This window comes from Clostridium porci (assembly GCF_009696375.1).
GTDB classification, from domain to species: Bacteria; Bacillota; Clostridia; order Lachnospirales; family Lachnospiraceae; genus Enterocloster; species Enterocloster porci.
On the sequence record NZ_VUMD01000018.1, the window covers coordinates 53163 to 73810 of the forward strand.

The 20648-nt window shown below is 46.9% G+C and carries 20 protein-coding genes; 14 read left to right on the forward strand and 6 right to left on the reverse strand.

Translation table 11 applies throughout. The features are described from left to right. Positions 1–12 precede the first annotated feature (12 nt). The 10 genes from FYJ39_RS16705 to purD all read left to right on the forward strand — a co-directional run bounded on the left by FYJ39_RS16705 (position 13) and on the right by purD (position 8698). Positions 13–915, forward strand: coding sequence for a dihydroorotate dehydrogenase (locus FYJ39_RS16705; RefSeq protein WP_154473560.1), 903 nt, complete (start codon positions 13–15; stop codon positions 913–915). A 167-nt stretch (positions 916–1082) separates the two neighbouring features. Further along, positions 1083–1760 (forward strand): orotate phosphoribosyltransferase, encoded by a 678-nt coding sequence (pyrE, locus tag FYJ39_RS16710; RefSeq protein WP_154473561.1) that lies wholly within the window; start codon positions 1083–1085, stop codon positions 1758–1760. A 52-nt stretch (positions 1761–1812) separates the two neighbouring features. Beyond that, positions 1813–1962 (forward strand): hypothetical protein, encoded by a 150-nt coding sequence (locus FYJ39_RS20580; RefSeq protein WP_195840467.1) that lies wholly within the window; start codon positions 1813–1815, stop codon positions 1960–1962. A 15-nt stretch (positions 1963–1977) separates the two neighbouring features. Then, positions 1978–2451, forward strand: a complete 474-nt coding sequence (locus FYJ39_RS16715; RefSeq protein WP_154473562.1) for a VanZ family protein — start codon at positions 1978–1980, stop codon at positions 2449–2451. Beyond that, positions 2448–2771 (forward strand): DUF6142 family protein, encoded by a 324-nt coding sequence (locus tag FYJ39_RS16720; RefSeq protein WP_178257911.1) that lies wholly within the window; start codon positions 2448–2450, stop codon positions 2769–2771. The genes FYJ39_RS16715 and FYJ39_RS16720 overlap by 4 nt, the downstream gene beginning before the upstream one ends. Before the next feature lie 15 nt (positions 2772–2786). After that, the gene (locus FYJ39_RS16725) at positions 2787–4991 is read left to right on the forward strand and encodes an aminopeptidase (RefSeq protein ID WP_154473563.1); all 2205 of its coding nucleotides are present in this window, start codon (positions 2787–2789) and stop codon (positions 4989–4991) included. A 174-nt stretch (positions 4992–5165) separates the two neighbouring features. Continuing rightward, positions 5166–5681, forward strand: a complete 516-nt coding sequence (purE, locus tag FYJ39_RS16730) for a 5-(carboxyamino)imidazole ribonucleotide mutase (protein WP_154473564.1) — start codon at positions 5166–5168, stop codon at positions 5679–5681. Between the two features lie 103 nt (positions 5682–5784). Then, positions 5785–6816 (forward strand): phosphoribosylformylglycinamidine cyclo-ligase, encoded by a 1032-nt coding sequence (gene purM / locus FYJ39_RS16735; protein WP_154473565.1) that lies wholly within the window; start codon positions 5785–5787, stop codon positions 6814–6816. Then, positions 6810–7415, forward strand: coding sequence for a phosphoribosylglycinamide formyltransferase (purN, locus tag FYJ39_RS16740; RefSeq protein WP_154473566.1), 606 nt, complete (start codon positions 6810–6812; stop codon positions 7413–7415). The genes purM and purN overlap by 7 nt, the downstream gene beginning before the upstream one ends. Then, positions 7412–8698 (forward strand): phosphoribosylamine--glycine ligase, encoded by a 1287-nt coding sequence (purD, locus tag FYJ39_RS16745; RefSeq protein ID WP_154473567.1) that lies wholly within the window; start codon positions 7412–7414, stop codon positions 8696–8698. Before purN ends, purD begins: the two co-directional genes overlap by 4 nt. Before the next feature lie 404 nt (positions 8699–9102). On the opposite strand, the gene FYJ39_RS16750 is transcribed toward purD, so the two are convergent. The 5 genes from FYJ39_RS16750 to FYJ39_RS16770 form a co-directional block, all read right to left on the reverse strand. Then, positions 9103–10566, reverse strand: coding sequence for an FAD-dependent oxidoreductase (locus tag FYJ39_RS16750; protein ID WP_154473568.1), 1464 nt, complete (start codon positions 10564–10566; stop codon positions 9103–9105). A 3-nt stretch (positions 10567–10569) separates the two neighbouring features. Further along, positions 10570–12612, reverse strand: a complete 2043-nt coding sequence (locus FYJ39_RS16755) for a thioredoxin domain-containing protein (protein WP_154473569.1) — start codon at positions 12610–12612, stop codon at positions 10570–10572. Positions 12613–13027: 415 nt separating this feature from the next. Continuing rightward, complete coding sequence (gene pdxT, locus FYJ39_RS16760) at positions 13028–13609, reverse strand: pyridoxal 5'-phosphate synthase glutaminase subunit PdxT (RefSeq protein WP_178257924.1); 582 nt, start codon at positions 13607–13609, stop codon at positions 13028–13030. 188 nt (positions 13610–13797) lie between these two features. Then, positions 13798–14670: a pyridoxal 5'-phosphate synthase lyase subunit PdxS gene (gene pdxS / locus FYJ39_RS16765; protein WP_207708707.1), complete on the reverse strand. Its 873-nt coding sequence runs from the start codon at positions 14668–14670 to the stop codon at positions 13798–13800. Positions 14671–14714: 44 nt separating this feature from the next. Further along, the gene (locus FYJ39_RS16770) at positions 14715–14912 is read right to left on the reverse strand and encodes a hypothetical protein (protein WP_235919868.1); all 198 of its coding nucleotides are present in this window, start codon (positions 14910–14912) and stop codon (positions 14715–14717) included. A gap of 66 nt (positions 14913–14978) precedes the next feature. On the opposite strand from FYJ39_RS16770, the gene FYJ39_RS16775 reads away from it, so the two are divergent. From FYJ39_RS16775 to FYJ39_RS16785, 3 genes are all read left to right on the forward strand, one after another. Then, a complete protein-coding gene (locus FYJ39_RS16775; RefSeq protein WP_235919869.1) occupies positions 14979–15140 on the forward strand; it encodes a hypothetical protein in 162 nt (53 codons plus the stop codon). Further along, on the forward strand, positions 15133–15264 hold the full coding sequence (locus FYJ39_RS16780; RefSeq protein ID WP_235919870.1) for a type II toxin-antitoxin system YafQ family toxin: 132 nt from the start codon (positions 15133–15135) through the stop codon (positions 15262–15264). The genes FYJ39_RS16775 and FYJ39_RS16780 overlap by 8 nt, the downstream gene beginning before the upstream one ends. A 202-nt stretch (positions 15265–15466) precedes the next feature. Next, the gene (locus FYJ39_RS16785; protein WP_154473572.1) at positions 15467–15931 is read left to right on the forward strand and encodes an Hsp20/alpha crystallin family protein; all 465 of its coding nucleotides are present in this window, start codon (positions 15467–15469) and stop codon (positions 15929–15931) included. A gap of 98 nt (positions 15932–16029) precedes the next feature. On the opposite strand, the gene FYJ39_RS16790 is transcribed toward FYJ39_RS16785, so the two are convergent. Then, positions 16030–17259 (reverse strand): YSIRK-targeted surface antigen transcriptional regulator, encoded by a 1230-nt coding sequence (locus tag FYJ39_RS16790; protein WP_154473573.1) that lies wholly within the window; start codon positions 17257–17259, stop codon positions 16030–16032. A gap of 520 nt (positions 17260–17779) precedes the next feature. Between FYJ39_RS16790 and FYJ39_RS16795 the strand changes: the two genes are divergently transcribed. Next, positions 17780–20648 (forward strand): Rib/alpha-like domain-containing protein (locus FYJ39_RS16795; RefSeq protein WP_328597569.1); only part of this gene is annotated, 2869 nt, incomplete at its 3' end.

Sequence of the window (20648 nt, forward strand, 5' to 3'; positions counted from 1 at the left end):
GAGGTGCCGTCTATGAATATGAGTGTAAAGATTGCAGGTGTGGAATTTAAAAATCCTGTAATGGAGGCTTCCGGTACCTTTGGTTCCGGCGCGGAATATAGCGAGTTTGTGGATTTAAACAGTCTGGGGGCAGTGGTTACAAAGGGTGTGGCAAGCATGCCCTGGGAAGGAAACCCAACTCCCAGAATTGCGGAAACCCATGGGGGTATGCTTAACGCCATCGGTCTCCAGAACCCTGGCGTTGAGGTATTTGCAAAGAGGGATATTCCCTTTTTAAAGCAGTATGATACCAGGATTGTGGTAAATGTCTGCGGCAAGACTACAGAAGAGTATATTCAGGTGGTGGAACGCCTGGGCGACGAGCCGGTAGATCTGCTGGAAATTAACATTTCCTGCCCGAACGTAAAGGAAGGCGGCATTGCCTTCGGCCAGGAACCAAGGGCAGTGGAGGAAATTACAAAAGCTGTGAAATCCCATGCCAGACAGCCCATTATCATGAAGCTGAGCCCGAATGTCACAGACATCACAGCAATGGCAAAGGCAGCCGAGGCAGGAGGAGCGGACGCCATTTCCCTGATTAACACCTTGACCGGCATGAAGATTGATATTCATAAGCGGGCCTTTGCTCTGGCTAACAAGACCGGCGGCCTTTCAGGCCCTGCTATTAAGCCGGTGGCAGTCCGTATGGTTTATCAGGCAGCCCAGGCTGTAAAGGTTCCCATAATAGGAATGGGAGGAATCCAGAACGGGGATGACGCTTTGGAGTTTATACTGGCAGGAGCTACCGCTGTGGCGATCGGAACCGCAAATTTTTACAATCCCTACGCAACGGCAGAGACCGTAAAAGAAATTGCAGCCTACATGGAAGACTATGGAATTGAGGACATCAGCCAGCTAATCGGAGCGGTAAAATAAGCGGTATATAGTAAGGTGTGCAAAAGGCTGCAAGCCTTAAGCCGCCGCCGAAATATGGCTGCTTTGGCGAACCCAATGGGAAAATCCGGCCAGCTTATTGGGAAAACCATAAACTTATGCCAGACCTTAGATGAAAAGGATAAAACAGGAAAGGGAGGATACAATATATGGAGAGCTATAAACAGGAATTTATCGAATTTATGGTGGAGAGCGACGTGCTTAAATTTGGTGAGTTCACATTAAAAAGCGGGCGCAAGTCCCCGTTTTTCATGAATGCGGGCAGCTATGTAACTGGTACCCAGCTTAAAAAGCTGGGAGAGTACTACGCAAGGGCGATCCACCATAGCTTTGGTCTGGATTTTGACGTGCTTTTTGGACCGGCCTATAAGGGAATACCATTAAGTGTCGCCACGACCATGGCAATCAGTGATTTATACGGCAGGGATATCCGCTACTGCTCCAACCGCAAGGAGGTAAAGGATCATGGAGACGCCGGCATTCTCCTTGGAAGTCCTCTGAAAGATGGAGACAGAGTCGTGATAATCGAGGATGTAACCACCTCCGGCAAATCCATTGAAGAAACCCTCCCGGTTCTAAAGGCACAGGGGAACATAGAGATCAAGGGGCTGATGGTATCTTTAAACCGTATGGAGAGAGGCAAGGGATCAGGCAGCGCACTAGATGAAATCAGGGAGCTGTATGGCTTTCCAACTGCCGCCATCGTTTCCATGGCAGATGTGGTGGAGTACCTTCATAATAAGGAGATCAATGGTCAGGTGATAATCGGAGACGAGCTAAAGGCAGCCCTAGACGCTTATTACCAGCAGTATGGTGCGCAGGTATAGGCAGTCTGTGACAGTAAAAAACAAAATGAAGCTTAAGAAGGATGTGAAGCATATGGAACGAGTATATAAGACTATGCGCAATACGGGGGCAGGCTGTATTGCAGTGGGTATTATTATGGCAGTTACAGGACTGACAGTGGGAATTATTTCCATTGTCAACGGTTCTCTGCTGCTAAAGCGCAAATCGGAACTTGAGTTTTAATGAACGGGGCTGCTGATGATTAGAAATACGACAAAACGCCAGAAGCTGGGCTGGGTATTGTTTATCCTGTATCTGTGCCTGCTGGCCTATCTGATGTTTTTTTCGGAGAGCTTCGGGCGGACAGATACCAGCCGGGGCTATCGGTATAATCTGGTACCCTTCAATGAAATTACACGCTACTTCCGCTATTATGACGTAGTAGGAATCCTGCTGTTTCTGATCAATATTGTAGGGAACGTGACGGCGTTTGCTCCATTTGGTTTTTTTCTTCCCATTATCAGCAGACGCAGTAAGAAATGGTATAATACGGTAATGCTGGGGTTTGGGTTCAGTCTGACATTGGAAACCCTGCAGCTTATTTTTATGGTGGGAAGCTTTGATGTGGACGATATGATCCTTAATACCCTGGGAGCAGCCGTTGGCTTTGGGGCCTATCAGGCAGCGCAGTGGGGGAGGATAAAATTAAAACAGAGGAGTCGTGGACAGTGAAGCAGATTGGTAAAAAGGTATCTTATGTGAAAAATCCTTTGGCAAAGAACAGCTATTTCAGCCTGGGCTTGGGCTTGGTGAGCCTGATACTGGCCGCAGCTGCCATGTATCTTTCTGTTTCCACAGCCGGCAATGGAGCGCTGAATACAGGGGCCTATGGGCTGTCCAGTATTCTCATGGCCTTTATGGGAGTATGGTTTGGAATTTTGTCCTTCCAGGAAAAGGAGCGCAATTACATACTGGCTAAAATTGGAGTTGGGATGAGTCTGGTACTGGTTATATTTTGGGGTGTTATTATCGTAACCGGATTTATAAGGTAGATGGGAGACGCCGTGATGGATTACACAATATTATTGAAGGAAGAAAATGACGCCATAAAAGAGCGCTATGAGCTGTCCATGGGGAGAATCAAAGGTCTGGAAACAGAGGAGATGAAGCTGCCCTATGGCGGCTATTTTAAGAGGACTGCCGCATTTATCCGGCAGATTGATGGGATGGTGGAAAGAAGGAAAGACAAAAGGGGATGGGATTCTCTGTCTTTGGATGAGCTTCAAAGGGAAAACAATGCCCTTTATCAGGATATTTTACCGGATCATTATGATAGAAGCTGGGCGAACCCGGACTATGCTGTGGCAGCCCTGGGAGACGGATTTGGCCCCCTTTTGTCATTTCTCTATACGGAGATTCGGGCGGATATTGTGTATGCCTTTGAGATGAGGCTGACACAAATTACCATTCTTAACGAGGTGTTTCTGGAGATCTATAACCTGTTTGCTGCTGCCTGGCAAGAGGGCAGGGAGACTCCGGATCAGCAGGCTGTTAAGGATGCTCTTTACTGGTTCGTCAGCGATTATACAGATCTGACCGTGACATGGAGAGTAAGAGAGGGGTTAGATCCGAAGCTTTCCTTTGGAACGGATATTATTATGAACAGCGATTTGACCGATCTGCGCTATCTGTATCAATATGGCGAGTATATTTCCGAAGCTGAGCTTAAGATAGCTTCCTTTATGAATCGTCTGCCCCAGGAGGTTATCCAAAGGATGGCGGACACCTACACCGAAGGCTACCGCAGGGGCTTTGAGGTTATGGGAAGAGATTTAACGAAGAAAAAAACGGTGGTGGTGGAATATCAGCTGGGCTTTGAGCGGATGATACGAAAGGCAGTGGAGAATTTCCGGGCCATGGGGCTGGAGGTTATCGTTTACCGGGCGGCGGTGGAAACTGTAAACCGCAGAGCCAATGGCCGCAGAGGCTATTACGGTACTCCGGCCAACCGTCAATATGACTATGACCACCGCTATGACAGTGCCCTTTACATGGGAAATGGATTCAAGGAGCGTAAGCTAGCTGTGCTGAAGGCTGCCTATGAAGAATACAGGAAGGAGGCTGCCTGGTGCGCAGGGCCTGCCTTGGTGGAAACCTTTGGGGAAGATGGATTTACGCCTGTAAATAAGAAAACGGCGTTGGGGCTGAACGCACATCAGGAAGAGCTGACTGCAGCTTATGCCAATGAGTCCAGGCAGATTATAAATCAGTACATGCCCCAGGATGAAACCAGCTTTACGATCATAGCCTTTCCAACACCGGAGATCGGCGCTGATTTTGAGGAGATTTTCAGAGAAACGATCCGCATTAATACGCTGGATTATGAGAAATACCAGCGGATTCAGCAGCGCATCATAGATGCTCTGGACGAAGCCCAGTATGTAATCATTACAGGAAAGGATAAAAATGAGACCTCCATGAAGGTTATGCTCCATCCATTAAAGGACAGAACAAAGGAAACGAACTTTGAAAATTGCGTCTCCGATGTAAATATTCCTCTGGGGGAAGTATTTACATCACCCTTGCTTACAGGAACAGAGGGGCTTCTCCATGTGAGCAGCGTGTATATAGGGGATTACCAATTTAAAAATCTACGTATGTGGTTTGAAAACGGGAGAGTGACAGAGTATTCCTGCAGCAATTTTGAATGTGAGGATGGAGCTGAAAGCCATAAAAGGACAGGCAATGGAGGGGACTCAAGGAGTAAGAAAGGGGAAGGAACAGGAGCTGGAATAGAGTCTGGATCGGATGGCTCAGAGGGGCGTAACCAGGGCAGGGCTCTGATCAAGCAGGTGATTATGCAGGGCCACCGCTGGCTTCCCCTTGGAGAATTTGCCATTGGCACCAATACGACGGCCTATGCCATGGCCCGCAGGTTTCATATTGAGAACAAGCTTCCTATCCTGATTGCGGAGAAAATGGGTCCTCACTTTGCGGTTGGCGATACCTGCTACAGCTTTTCTGAGGATTCTCCTATGTATAATCCTGACGGCAAGGAAATGATCGCAAGGGACAACGAGATTTCCCGTTTGCGCAAGGCGGATATGTCCAGGGCTTATTTCAGCTGCCATACGGATATTACAATCCCTTATTCAGAGCTGGGAGATATAAAGGCGGTGTCTGAAAATGGGACAGAGGTGTGGATCATCCGGCAGGGCCGGTTTGTACTGGAGGGTACCGAGGCTCTGAATGAGGCGCTAAAGGAGGCCTGAATCACTGCTGAGGCGAAGGAGAAGCCTCTGGCAGCTGCTTTTTACAGATTGCCTATTGACTCCAAAGCTATTTCCTAGTATTATAATTATAAGAAATATTAAGATATAAAAAGATAATTATAAGTAATACTAATAATTATTCATAAAAAATGAGAATTAAAAGGAGAAGGAGCAATGGCAAAAGTAGGAATTGTAATGGGAAGCGATTCAGATATGCCGGTTATGGCAAAGGCAGCCGATATTCTGGAGCAGTTTGGTATCGATTATGAAATGACAATTATCTCTGCGCACAGAGAGCCGGATATCTTTTTCGATTGGGCAAGGGCAGCGGAAAGCAAGGGCCTTAAGGTTATCATTGCAGGAGCTGGCAAGGCGGCCCATCTTCCAGGTATGTGCGCCGCTATTTTCCCCTTGCCTGTTATCGGCATTCCTATGAAGACCTCAGATCTGGGAGGCGTGGATTCCCTGTATTCCATTGTTCAGATGCCAAGCGGCATTCCGGTTGCAACGGTTGCTATCAATGGAGGGGCCAATGCCGGTATTTTGGCAGCCAAGATTTTGGCAGCTTCTGATGACGAGCTGTTAGCCAGGCTTAAGAAATATTCTGAGAGCCTTAAAAGCGATGTGGTAAAGAAGGCTGAAAGGCTGGATGAGCTGGGCTTTAGGAAGTATCTGTCCCAGATGAGATAGAGGGATTTGCCTGGGAAAGGCCGGAGCTTATAAGGCAGCCCGATTGGAAGAGGAAGTTGATTAGAAGCATGTTTGCGCAGCGCCGGAAAGGGAGGATAAGAGCATGGATTATAAAAATGCCGGAGTAGATATTGAAGCAGGCTATCGGTCAGTAGAATTGATGAAAAAGCATATACAGGAAACCATGAGAGCTGAGGTTATGGGTGGAATCGGCGGATTCTCCGGAGCATTTTCTCTGGACGCTGTTAAGAGAATGGAGCATCCTGTGCTTTTGTCCGGTACAGATGGAGTGGGGACAAAGCTTAAGCTGGCGTTTCTGATGGATAAGCATGATACGGTAGGAATCGACTGTGTGGCTATGTGCGTGAATGATGTAGCCTGTGCAGGCGGGGAGCCTATATTTTTCCTGGATTATATTGCCTGCGGCAAAAATATTCCGGAGAAGATTGCCACCATCGTAAGCGGCGTGGCAGAGGGGTGCAGGCAGTCCGGCGCCGCTCTGATAGGCGGAGAAACGGCTGAAATGCCGGGATTTTATCCGATTCACGAATACGATCTGGCAGGCTTTGCCGTAGGTGTAGCTGACAAAAAGGATCTGATTGACGGATCGGATTTGAAAGAAGGGGATGTACTCATTGGCATGGCCTCCTCTGGCGTTCACAGCAATGGCTTCTCTCTGGTGCGCAAGGTTTTTGAAGATGAGTTGACGGCAGAGGGGCTGAATACCTATTATGACGAGCTGGGCACAACCCTTGGGGAGGCGCTGATTACTCCCACCAAAATCTATGTAAAGGCCATGAAAGCCATCAAGGACGCTGGCGTGAGAGTGAAGGCATGCAGCCACATTACCGGAGGCGGCTTCTATGAGAATATTCCCCGCATGCTAAAGGAAGGAACACGGGCTGTAGTGAAGAAGGGAAGCTATGAGGTTCCGGCAATTTTCGGCCTTTTAGCAAAAAAGGGAGCCATTGAAGAGGAGATGATGTACAGCACCTACAATATGGGCCTTGGCATGATAATCGCGGTAGATCCGGAGGATGAAGGGAGAACCCTGGAGGCTGTCAGGACAGCCGGAGAGACTCCTTACGTGATAGGCTTCATTGAAGCAGGAGAGAAGGGTGTGACCTTATGCTGAGGGTAGGCGTGATGGTATCCGGAGGGGGTACCAACCTTCAGGCTATACTGGATGCCATAGACAGCGGACAGATTACCAATACGGAAATCGTAGTGGTCGTCAGCAACAATCCTGGAGCCTATGGGCTGGAGAGGGCCAGGAGCCGCGGTATTGCCTCTGTGTGTATCTCTCCCAAAAGCTATGGGGACAGAGAGGCTTTTAACGAGGCATTTTTGGCAAAGCTAGATGAATATAACCTGGATTTAATCGTTCTGGCCGGCTTCTTGGTGAGGATACCGGAGGCGGTGACCAGAAAATATGAAGGACGTATTATTAATATACACCCTTCCCTTATTCCTTCCTTCTGCGGCGTTGGGTACTATGGATTGAGGGTTCATGAGGCTGCTCTTGCAAGAGGCGTAAAGGTGACAGGGGCGACCGTCCATTATGTAGACAACGGTATGGATACAGGCCCGATTATTCTTCAGAAGGCTGTGGAGGTAGAGGAAGGAGATACGCCTCAGTCTTTGCAGAGACGGGTGATGGAGCAGGCAGAGTGGGTAATTCTCCCCAAGGCTATCAATATGATTGCCAATGAGAAGCAGGAGGAGCAAAGATGAAGGTACTGGTAATTGGCGGCGGAGGCCGTGAACATGCAATTTGCTGGAAGCTTGCCCAGAGTCCCAGGGTGAAGCGTTTATACTGCGCTCCAGGCAACGCGGGGATTGCAGAGTACGCAGCTTGTGTGGATATCGGGGTGATGGAATTTGAAAAAATAGCAGACTTTGCTGAACAGGAGGCTATTGATCTGATCGTTGTGGGCCCGGATGACCCTCTGGCTGGAGGAATTGTAGATGTGCTGGAGGACAGAGGGCTTCGGGTATTTGGACCTAGGAAGAATGCCGCGATTCTGGAGAGCTCCAAGGCATTTTCCAAAGACCTGATGAAGAAATATAACATTCCTACAGCCGGGTATGAAACCTTTGATTCGCCGGAGTCTGCCCTGGCATATCTGGAGACGGCCCCTCTTCCCGTGGTTCTGAAGGCGGACGGGCTGGCTTTAGGAAAGGGCGTCCTGATTTGCGATACCAGAGAGGCGGCCAGGGAAGGGGTTAAGGCCCTGATGCTGGATAAACAGTTTGGCTCTGCCGGAGACAGGATCGTAGTAGAAGAATTTATGACAGGCCGGGAGGTGTCTGTGCTTTCCTTTGTAGACGGAAGAACCATCCGCATTATGGCCTCCGCACAGGATCACAAGCGGGCGGAGGATGGAGATAAGGGCCTGAATACAGGAGGAATGGGAACATTTTCCCCAAGCCCCTTTTATACAGAGGAGGTAGATGCTTTCTGCAAGAACTACATCTATCAGGCAACCGTCAACGCTATGGAAGCAGAGGGCCGTCAGTTTAAGGGGGTCATCTTCTTCGGGCTGATGCTTACAAAAAAGGGACCGCGGGTATTGGAGTACAACGCCAGATTCGGAGACCCGGAGGCGCAGGTGGTATTGCCGAGGATGAAAAATGATCTTGTAGATGTGTTGGAGGCCTGCATAGACGGGACGCTGGATCAGATAGAGCTGGAATTTGAGGATAACGCGGCTGTCTGCGTCGTGCTGGCCTCCGCCGGTTACCCGGAGCATTATGAGAAGGGGTATCGAATAACCGGGCTTGAAACCTTTAAGAATAGGGAGGGATATTATGTATTCCATGCAGGAAGCCGGTTTGACGAAAAAGGCAATATCGTAACCAACGGCGGCCGTGTGCTGGGAGTGACAGCAAAAGGAGAGACTTTAAAGAAAGCCAGAGAGAATGCCTATCAGGCGGTGGAGTGGATTGAATTTGAAAATAAGTATATGAGAAATGATATTGGGAAGGCGATTGACGAGGTTGAAGTTGTGATATAGATGGCGCTTGTGGTTTTTAAAATCGTGGATGAGTGTATTCGGTTTAGTGTCCAAAGCAGGACTAAAGAATTGAATAGTAAGTATATACATAAGCTGGTATGAGCTGCATTGGGATTAGATTGGATCGGTTAAGATAGGTTTGCATATGAATGACAAGCCTGATTGACACTGCAAAAAAGCTGTGTTAAGATTTGAAATGATTGAAGCAATGATATACAGAACCTAAGTAAGATGTAATTCTGCCCTGTAGTGCTGTAATGGCATTATGGGGCAGAATCATTCTACGCTGCAAGGCAGATACAGCTATTAACAAGAGATTCCACATTTTCTTCTGATGGCCGCAGCACGCTTCCCTGCCAGATATGCGGTAACTTGTATTCTTTCAGTATAAAGCAAACATTCCTTTATAGCCGGTTTTGTATCTGGGCTGGATTATCAATCAGCCTCCCGTCAGAATCAAACCGGGAACCATGACAAGGACAGTCCCAGCTCCGTTCGGACGGATTCCATTCCAACTGGCATCCCATATGGGGACACCTGGCGGATATTTTGTGAAGTCTTCCTGTTTGATCCTTATAGCAGGCATAGCGTCTGAACCCAATTCTTACAATTTTCCCCTGATCTGGAGAAAGGCCTTCTGCCTTCAGGGGAAGATGGAAGGCTCCCTTGGCAAGTCCCTTTGTACTTTCCCATATATCTGCAAGCAGTCCTTTGAAGGATGCGCGAAGTAGGAACCTTTGTGGCCGGAAAAGGTCTTTATAGGGATTATCCAGGCCGCAGATCCGATCTCTGATAAGCATTGCAGATAACATGGAGGATGTCATTCCCCACTTTTTAAAGCCTGTGGTCACATGCCAGTAGGGTCTGAATATAGAATATGCTCCAATGAAGGGGATACCGTCGTGGGAGATGCAGTCCTGTGCAGACCAGAGCGCTTCGATCCGGGAATTGGGGAAATACCGTTTTGCCGCCATTTTTAAAGCTTCATATTCTCTGCCTGACGGATTTTTGCCGGTCCGGTGTGAACCACCTCCAAGGAGAAGCGTATCCTCTGACCATCGGAGGGAGAGGCCCTCTTTGTCGATACTGTAGTACATGCCATCAAGGCGTTTTGTGCCGGAGAGCCCCAGACAGTAGCTTCTGTCCTGATGGAGTCTCGCAAAGAAAAGGCCAGGGATGTTTATAAATGGATAATGGGAGGCAAAGATAATATGCTTGGCTGTTACATTGCCTCTGTCTGTAATTATCACATGTTTTTTTACCTTTAGGACTCTGGTTTTTTCATAAATGCTTATTTTTTCTGTTAAAGGCTTGAGAAATTCCAGGGGGTGGAATTGGGCCTGACGTTCAAAGCAGACGGCTCCGGCAGTTTGAAAGGGAAGTCCGGTACGTTCCGTAAAATACGCCGGTATCCCCAGGGAGGCCGCAGTCTGCGCTTCTTGCATAAGCTCTGTCCGTCTGGTTTCGTCCGTTGAGTAAAGGTAGGAAGGAAGCCTCTTAAAATGGCACTCTATATTTTCTTCTTTTATCAGTTTTTCGTATTCGTTGATAGCTGCTTCATTGGCACAGGCATATAGCCTTGCTCGTTTTCTTCCGGCCTTTTGAAGCAGGCTTTTGTAGAATATGCCATGCTGGCTGGTGATTTTAGCTGTCGTGTTTTTGGTCTGTCCTCCGGCAGTCCGATCTGCTTCCAGGACAACCACATGGATTCCCTGTTTTTTTAAAAGATAGGCGGTTAAGATCCCGGCCATCCCCCCTCCGATAACCGCTGCCTCTACGGTGATAGCTCCAGGCAGCGGCTCTGTGTGAGGAAGCTGTACGGTTTTGCTCCATATAGAGGCTGATTCTTTGCTGCAGATGGCTTTCATGTTCTACTCCTTTACGTTGGGTGATTGGTCAGCCGTAGGCTTAGCGCTCCCAAGACTGGCGGAGGGAAGGCCGCAGGCGTGGTTTTGACAAACGTAGTAACAAACTCCATGTTCAGGAATCTGATATTCCTTGGTAAAAGGGGCAAGCCTCAAGAGGCGCTCTGCGTTGTCCGGACATTTAAAAAGGACGTAAGGGATATGGCTTTTTTGCTCCTTTATATAGTCGTATAGCGCTTGGGGCACCTGATTCTCTGCTGAAACACACACAAGCTGGTTCTCTTCCCCCATATCCCTTATAAATGCCATCAGTGAAAAGCTGTGAGCTGACGGATAATCCTTTACGCCGGCTGCCAGAAAACTCAGGTGACGGTTTGCAAGGGCTCGCCACCTTTGGTTTGCAGTGAGGCTTGCAAGGGACAGAAGGACATGAGCTGCGGCTGAATTGCCAGAAGGGATTGCCCCGTCGTAAATTTCCTTTGGCCGGTGAATTAATTCAGGCGCGTCCTTTCCGTAAAAATAAAAGCCTCCATGTTCATTGTCCCAGAAATACTCTTCCATTTGTCCAGCTCTGCGGACTGCCAGCTCCAGATAGTTGATATCTAGTGTAAGCTCATACAGAGACAGAAGCGCCAGGCTGTAGTACGCATAGTCATCCAGGTTGCCGGGGAAGGCGCTTTCGCCTTTCCGGTACCGTACAAGAAGCCGATCCTGCTTGTTAACAAGGTTCTTTTCCATAAACTTCTGAGCGCTTTTTGCTATTTCCTCATAAGAAGCGTTATTGAGAAGGAAAGCTGCCTTTGCGTAGGCCATAATCATCATTGCGTTCCAGGAGGACAATATCTTGTCATCCTTGTGAAGCGGCATTCGTTTCAAGCGGTATTCATAGAGCCTCCAGCGGAGCTCGTCCATATGGCTGTCTGCATTTGCGTAATTCTGATTATGGATAAGATTAGGAATATTCTTTCCTTCAAAGTTTCCTGCTTTCGTGATTCCAAACCAGAGGCAAAGCTCCCTTTCCTCGTCTTCATTCCCCAGAGCCTTTCCTATTTCTTCTGCGGAAAAGATATAGTATTTGCCTTCAACCCCCTGGCTGTCCGCGTCCTGTCCACAGTAAAAGCCGCCTTCCCTGTCCCTCAGCTCCCGGTCTACATAGGACAGTATATGCTGGGCTGTCCTTTTATAATAAGAAGAATTGGTAAGCCTGTAGCCTTCCAGATAGGCCAGGGTGAGAAGCGCGTTGTCATAGAGCATTTTTTCAAAATGAGGCGTCAGCCATGCTTTATCTGTGGAATAGCGGGAAAAGCCGCCCCCAAGCTGATCATGAATACCGCCCCTAGCCATGGAGGTAAGGGTTTTCTCTGCCATGGCAAGAGCGCTAGCATCCTTACGTTCACTGTAAAGCATCAGAAGGAAAAGAAGATTGTGAGGGGTGGGAAATTTGGGAGGTTGACCAAATCCGCCGTATTCCTGATCAAATGCCGCCTTCAATTCCTGAAAGCCTTGTTCTACCAGCTTCCAGGATGGTTTCTCACCGCCCCAGGAAGCCTGTCTGTCCTTTATGGCAGCTAACAGCTCCTGACTCACATAAAGAAGCCGGTTTCGGTCGCTGCTCCACAGCCTGGCGATGCCTGTTAAAAGCTCCTGTAATCCAGTCAGGTTATACCGGGAGCGTTTGGGAAGATAGGTTCCCGCAAAAAACGGCTTTTTACCGGGAGTCATGATGATAGTAAGGGGCCATCCCCCTTGCCCTGTCATGGCCTGGCAAATGGACATATATACCATATCGATCTCCGGCCGCTCCTCACGATCTACCTTTACCGGAACAAAATAGGTATTTAAAATCTGGGCAATTTCCTCGTCTTCAAAGGATTCGTGGGCCATGACATGGCACCAGTGGCATGTGGAATAGCCAATGCTTAAAAAAACGGGCTTATCCTGGGCATTTGCCTTTTTAAATGCCTCATCTGACCAGGGATACCAGTCCACTGGGTTTTGGGCATGCTGAAGCAGGTAGGGTGACATTTCATTGAGAAGATGGTTTGGCATGGTTGTTTCCTCCTCATTGGTTTGGCAGTGCGGCGTATTTGGATTTGAATCATTTTCCTATTATAAATTTTAACTGGCGCAGATACAGTTTGCTTAAGGCTTGTTTCATGATATAGTCTTTACTGATTCTTTTAATATTAACCCAAATTACAAGGTATTTTTCGAAATTGGTAATACGCCTTTTTGGTTTCTCCGGCATATATCCTGTATCTATAAGAATATACGTGCCAAGGGTATGCTGCAAGAGGATTTCCAGGAAATGAACGCCGGCGCTTGCTAAAGCAGGTCGATTAAATCGGTTCCCTTTGTTACGGCAGAGAATAGGAGAAGTCTATGGACTCTGCCAGATAGAGGGAGAGCTTACGCTGATCGGCTCCTGGGGTTTTGAAACGCTGAACCAGATATGAGCTGCGTCTTAGAAACTGGGATCGGTTCCTTGAACCAGCTGTAAAAATCTCTTATGCACAGACAGGTCATCATCCAGCTCCGGGTGGAAGGAAATGGCTATCTGATTTTCATACTCGACACCTACAATCCGCCCGTCTGCCACCGCGGTAATCCGTACCCCCTTCCCTGCTTTCTCTATATAAGGGGCCCGGATGAAGGTCATAGGAATTTCTCCAATTCCCTCATATAAGCATCTGGTGGTAAAGCTCCCCAGCTGTCTGCCATAGCCGTTGCGCCGCACGGTTACAGGCAGAGTCCCCAGATAGGCCGTATCCCTTTCTGTCTGCTTTTCCGCTAAAAGGATCAGCCCCGCACAGGTTCCAAGTACAGGCATGCCCTTCTCCAGAAGATGCCTGATAGGTTCCATAAGTCCAAGCTCCAGAAGGAGCTTGCCTTGAACGGTGCTTTCACCGCCAGGAAGTATAAGACCTTTTATGGGCTGCCTGAGATCAGATTCCTTCCGAATCTCGCGCCAGCCAGCCCCCAGCTTATCCAGGACTTTTTCATGCTCTGCAAATGCTCCCTGAAGAGCCAGGACTCCAATCATAATCCTTCTCCTTTCCATTTCGTATGCTAATAAGTAATTGCGAAACTCTGAAAGCCTTATAAAATCTGGTTTTTTCATGTGTACCCTGCATAAGAGGTTATCTGAATACATGCAGCTTGGCTTTCATTTTTATGAACATCACATAAAGTTTGGTCAATGAGTTCCGCAATTTCCTGTGGCGTTTTGGAATTCTACTTCCCACGCTCCGCCATGAGCAGAGAAATCTCATCCTCATTGATGCCAACCATAGCCTCACCCAGATCCTCTGAGAGAGCTGCTATCATTTCGGCGTCGGTGTAATTAGTGACAGCTTTGACGATAGCCTGGGCTCTTTGTGCCGGATTGCCGGATTTGAAGATTCCAGAGCCCACAAAAACACCCTCAGCGCCCAACTGCATCATCAATGCTGCGTCAGCAGGAGTAGCAATGCCTCCCGCAGCAAAATTCACCACAGGCAGTCTCTTTTCCTGGTGTACCAGCTCCAGCAATTCAAAGGGAACCTGAAGCTGCTTTGCCTTCTCGTACAGCTCATCCTGGGTAAGAGCCCCCACTGCCTTTATTTCCCGGTTCATCATCCTCATATGACGCACAGCCTGTATGATGTCTCCTGTGCCAGGCTCACCCTTGGTTCGTATCATGGAGGCGCCCTCCTGAATCCTCCTTAAGGCTTCGCCTAAATCTCTGGCTCCGCATACAAAGGGGGCCTTGAATTTTGTTTTATCTATGTGGTAAACATCATCTGCCGGAGACAGCACCTCGCTTTCGTCAATGTAGTCGATCTGGATGGCCTCCAGAATCTGGGCCTCCACAAAGTGACCAATTCTGCACTTTGCCATAACCGGTATGGAGACAGCCTGCTGTATTCCTTTAATCATTTTTGGGTCACTCATTCTGGAAACTCCGCCTGCGGCCCGGATATCCGCCGGTATGCGTTCCAGCGCCATAACAGCGCATGCGCCGGCCTCCTCTGCAATTTTTGCCTGCTCCGGCGTGGTTACGTCCATTATGACTCCGCCTTTTAGCATCTGTGCCAGCTCCTTGTTTAATTGGTATCGGTCGCTCATCAGGTATCTTCCTTTCTTTATAGATTGTTACAGGCATTATATCATTAACTGGCATTGTTTAAATAGCCAGTTATAGAAAAAATAACAAGTCCAGAATATCCGATCATTACACCCTGATCCCCTGCTCCCTGGAACCAGTCCATCTGATTATCAAACACACCTTCCCTTCGTTCTTTCGAAGCTTCTGCTGCCACTGCAATGCCGGGACTCTGTCGATGGACAAAGGTATCCATAGCAATCATGAATTTCCTCTCTTTCATGCAAAAAGGCAGGATACCTTCCCTTTTAATATTTTTGCACGTAAGGCGGTGCGGGAGTATAGAATACCTTTTGAAATCAGCGGCGATGTGCCGAACGCTGAAACCATTGAAGCAATCCAGGAAGTCAAGAAAATGAAGGATAATCCGGGCCTTGGCAAGATTTATTCAAATGTCGATCAGATGATGGAGGAGTTGCTTGCTGATGTATAGCATAAGACCGGCTACTAAATTTCAGAAGGATTTAAAGCGAGTAAAAAAGCGCGGCTTTGATATTTCTCTGCTGACTGATATTGTTAAAAAGCTGGCGGCAGGGGAGCAATCAAGAAAATTTTAACTGTCGTTGTAGAAATGCCTATGGTGTAAAAAATAATTAGCACTCACCTATTGACAGTGCTAACAAAAAGTGCTATAACATAGTTAGAACAAAGGAAGAGAAACAAAAAGAGAGCGGTTCCTAAGCTCTATGCGTTTCTTAAACATCCCAGTTCCAAAGAAACAAGGTAAGCAATATAGTGTAAGAAAAGGAGAGATGACGTATGTTGATGCCTAGTATTTTTGGAGAAGATTTATTTGATGATTTCTTTGACGATTTTCCGTTCTATGACGACAAGGCAGAGCGCAGACTGGAGAAGAAGCTCTACGGCAGACGGGCGCAGAACCTGATGAAAACGGACATCAGAGAAATGGATAATGGTTATGAGGTAGTGATAGACCTTCCTGGTTTTAAGAAGGATGAGGTGAAAGCCTCCCTGGATAACGGCTACCTGACCATCAGCGCGGCTAAAGGCCTTGACCAGGATGAAAAGGATAAGGAAAGCGGCCGTTACATCCGAAGAGAGCGTTATGCCGGAGCCTGCGAGAGAAGCTTTTATGTAGGAGAACATGTGACACAGGAGGAGATTAAAGCGGAATTTAAGCATGGCATTTTGAAGCTGTTTGTTCCGAAGAAGGAGACAAAGCCTGTTGTGGAGGAGAATAAATACATCGCTATTGAGGGATAGCAGGAAGACCGGGGCCTTTAGACCTGTAATTTTAGTTCATATAGATGGATACGCCCCGCTGGCGCTTGGCAGCGGGGCGTATCTGCTTGCATAACCCTTTATTCCAGTTTATCCGGCCAGTACCTGTCCAAAACAGAGCGGGCTGGCAATGTGTTCGGATTCAGCTGATATTCCTTGGGAGAGATCCCTATGAATTTTTTAAAGGTGCGGGCAAAATGAGAGTAGTCGTAATAACACAGGCTGGCTGCCACCTCGGTGGGAGGAAGCCCTGATTTAAGGAGTAGTTTAGATTCATTTACCTTTCGGTAATGAATATAGGTAATGACGCTAAAGCCCGTTTCCCTTTTAAATCTGGAGAATAGAGCAGGCTCGGAAATATAAAATTTTTCACTAATATCCTTTACCTTTATACTGGTATACAGATTAAGCTCTATATGCTGTATAATGGACTGTATGATGGGAGAATAGCTTCTTCTGACGTTATGATGAAGAAGCTCTGTAAAGTGTATAATGGCGCAGTCACGTACATAAAGCACATCAATTAATTGACTTTTTTCTTCTAATAGCTGCATATAATAATTTCTTAGCTGATAAATATCTACAATGTCATGGCCTGACTGAATGGCAAGAGCAGCTAATTTTTCCAACACAATGATAGTATAATTTTTTTCGGAGCGCAGGGGCTTCTTTGTGCTGGCTGGTATAATACTGGAGTTGAGAGAAGCTAAGGATTCCCGCAATTTACGGATATCCCCTTCCCGGACCAAGGCAAGGAGCTGTTCCTCATATCGATAGGTGTAAAATTCTGGCTGAAATACGTTCCAATTATAGGTTTCCAGTTTTTTCTCATCAAATAAAATTTTATTCCGTTCAACCTGAAAATGGAGCTCCTCCGAGTAGGGACAGTCTGCTTTCCCTGTAAAGAGGTAGTTTAAATGAATCAGAAAATCCCGCACGTCACCTAAAGAGAAGAAGGGCAGATGCTTAAGGTAGCTGGACAGACTAGGCCATACAGCAGATCGGGACGTATAGCTGTGGAGCCGTTCTTCAATCAGATCCTCTGTAAGCTGGAGTGTAGTGAAAGGGCCGATAATGAGGATTATGCCCGGATGGGAGTAAGAAATGAACACTTCCTCCAAGGCGCCGGAAAAAATAAAAGGAAGGGCCTGATTTGAGCCGCCGCAAAACGCTTTAAAATCATAGGGAAGCACACAAACCCGATTCGATATATAAAGATTTTTTAATTGAAATTGTTCATTAAATACATAAATCGGAAGGTGTGTTAAAGTATGTACCGATTTTATCAATTTCTTTAAATGATTGGTCATTATGGTACAATCCCCTTTTTTATCCTAGTGTAAACTAACGAAGCTTTTATAAAATCTTTTATAAAATCCCTGAAGGAAACATGTGCAAGGTATTAAAGCCTTTAGAAAATGATGCGAAATATGTTCTAATTTATAAATTAAATTCGATTTAATCAAGTTAATCAAGTGTTAATGGTAAAACAGATAGATTTATACATAGAAACAAAGGAAATATACAATAAATTTGCATTTTTTATGATTATTATTAAAAGCGTTTATCAAGCATATCAGACCGGTCTAGTATGCAGCTAAGACAATGAAATAATACAAATCTTTGGAATCTTGATGACACTTAATGATAAATAGCGCTTAAAGCGCTTCGGCTATCCATTCGTTTGATTCATTACTTGAATGAATATGGTAGTTGTAATACTTGAACCAAAGATGTGTTTTATAGGGGGGGGGGTGGTATAAGAGAAGCAGCAAAGAACCTTTTGGTTTACATAGAAAAGAAAAAAGTGGAAAAGAAAGGAGAACGATAGTGGGAAAGCTGAAGATAAAACGGCGAAAAAAGAGCTTGCAGAAACTTAGCGTTAAAGCGGTATCCTGCATGCTGGGCTGCACCCTTTTCTTTGGAAATGCAGCAACCGTTGTTTATGCGGCAGGCTCCTTTGACCCCAATACGGGTGTGTATAAATATACGGAGGAGAAACAAAAATCAGAAAAATCCAGTGTGCAGGTTCGATATGAAAGGGTGACCGCTGAGGTAGATGGAAAGCAGGTGCCAGCTGTCAAGTATAGCTTTACAATGAATCCGGAGCATTATCCGATCGGAGGAAGAACAGTCTTCGGCTTTGTCCTTCCAAAGGCTGTAAAGACACCGGCACAGATTGTAAAAAAAGTCTTTAATCAGGACGGCGGGGAAACTGAGCGTAAAACCTACAAGACGGTTGCTGAATGGGGAGCGAAGCAGGGTTCTCAAAAAATCACAGGTAAGGACCTGAAAAAAGAATTTGGTAGAAACATTTTAACGGATGATAACACTAATTCAAAAGTTCCCGTTAATGAAACCTTTACAGATGCATTTAACAAGGCAATCATAAAAGGATTTGAAGAGGACGCAAAGGAGCTTGGCAAACAAATTTCCGAAGTACAAGGCTACAATGAGATGGTTGCCTACCGAAACGGTGACGCGAATCTTTACTATGATTCTTGGGAAGATAGTAGTAGTAGTAGTAGCTATGTTTTTGAAGTGATTGCGCCTCTTAAAAATCCTGAGGATAAAGACGCCAATATTCAAGCCCTTGGATTTATTTCCTCTCATGCCAATGGGACTCGAACTGAAAAATACCGTCAGGCAGGAATTAAGGCTACTCTAAAGCAGCTGGAAGAGAAAGCGGTTCTTTCTACGGTCATCGATCCGATTCCCAATATACGTACAGAGGTGGATTTGAAATGGAAACATGTAAAGTTACCAAAAAGAACGAATGATCTTGGGTTTGAAAAATCAGAGAATGGGTATACATTCATCTATAAATATGACATCAATGACAAAACCCCTTTCTCCACAACCGATTTGTTAGAAGAATTAACTGCCACAGATAAACGAAACCAACAGGTTTACGATGGAACTGACAAAAAGAAGAAGTATAAAGATGATTCAGAAGGAGTTGAGTGGATCTACAAACGAGAAGAAGATGGGAAGCGTCTGATTGATAAAAATGGAGATCCCCGGAATATTTTAGATATTGTAAACTCGACACAAAAATGGGGGGATCAGAGTATCGATTTAGAGGATGATCCAAAGGTACCAGTTATTGCTGAAAACTCGCCCATAACGGAGGAGAATAATAACTCGGCAGGCTCATGGAATATTCTACAAAATGGAAACGTAGTGGAGGGCACAACCGAAAAATACCAAATCTACCTGCGTCCGTATGAAGTGTCTCATGCAAGCTACAATATTGATACAGCGACAGAAACCAATGTAATCAATTTGTTTGTGGTAGGCGTTGATAATAAAGCTGGAAAACCAGGCATTGAGGAAAAGGACAATGGAAGTGTGGTCATTACTCTGCCAGAGGCTGAAATCGATCAGGATATTGAGCATGTCGATATAACCTATACACCAGAAGGTGGAAAGGAAAAGAAGGTTCGATTAACGAAACAAGGCGATCAGTGGACTGGTGGAGAGGGAGATGGTTTTACCGTCAAAGGCGGCGTCATTACGATTCCCAAGGACAAGGTCAAAGATGCCTCAATCGTAAAAGTGACAGTGACAGATAAGGCTGGAAATGTTTCGGAGGAAGTGACAGGAAATGCTGGAGCGGGGGCGACCTTAAAGGATAGGAACCCGGTAACGGTGGATCTGAATGGAACCTTGAACGACAAAGCCATTACAGACAAGATCAAGAAACCGATACCAAGGGGCGGAACAGCGACGGTGAAGACGAAACCGGCCACCAACAAGGCAGGAGACGCGGAGGCAGTGGTAACGGTAACGTACCCGGACAATACAACGGACGAGATAACCGTACCGGTGAGAGTGGTAGACAACCGTCCGGATAACGAGAAGTATACTCCGGAATTAGCGGATAGGAACCCGGTAACGGTGGAACTGAACGGCACCTTGGAAGACGCTGCCATTATAGGCAAGATCAAGAAACCGATACCAGGGGGCGGAACAGCGACGGTGAAGACGAAACCGGCCACCAACAAGGCAGGAGACGCGGAGGCAGTGGTAACGGTAACGTACCCGGACAATACAACGGACGAGATAAGCGTACCGGTGAGGGTAGTAGACAACCGTTCGGATAACGAGAAGTATACTCCGGAATTAGCGGATAGGAACCCGGTAACGGTGGAACTGAACGGCACCTTGGAAGACGCTGCCATTATAGGCAAGATCAAGAAACCGATACCAGGGGGCGGAACAGCGACGGTGAAGACGAAACCGGCCACCAACAAGGCAGGAGACGCGGAGGCAGTGGTAACGGTAACGTACCCGGACAATACAACGGACGAGATAAGCGTACCGGTGAGGGTAGTAGACAACCGTCCGGATAACGAGAAGTATACTCCGGAATTAGCGGATAGGAACCCGGTAACGGTGGAACTGAACGGCACCTTGGAAGACGCTGCCATTATAGGCAAGATCAAGAAACCGATACCAGGGGGCGGAACAGCGACGGTGAAGACGAAACCGGCCACCAACAAGGCAGGAGACGCGGAGGCAGTGGTAACGGTAACGTACCCGGACAATACAACGGACGAGATAACCGTACCGGTGAAGGTGGTACAGCCGGATCAGCCGGATAAAGAGAGGTTGTCAAGGAAGTACCCACCTAAAGCCAAAGATGAGGTAATTCAGGTCGGAGAAACGGTAGAACTGGATGAACACAATATAGCAA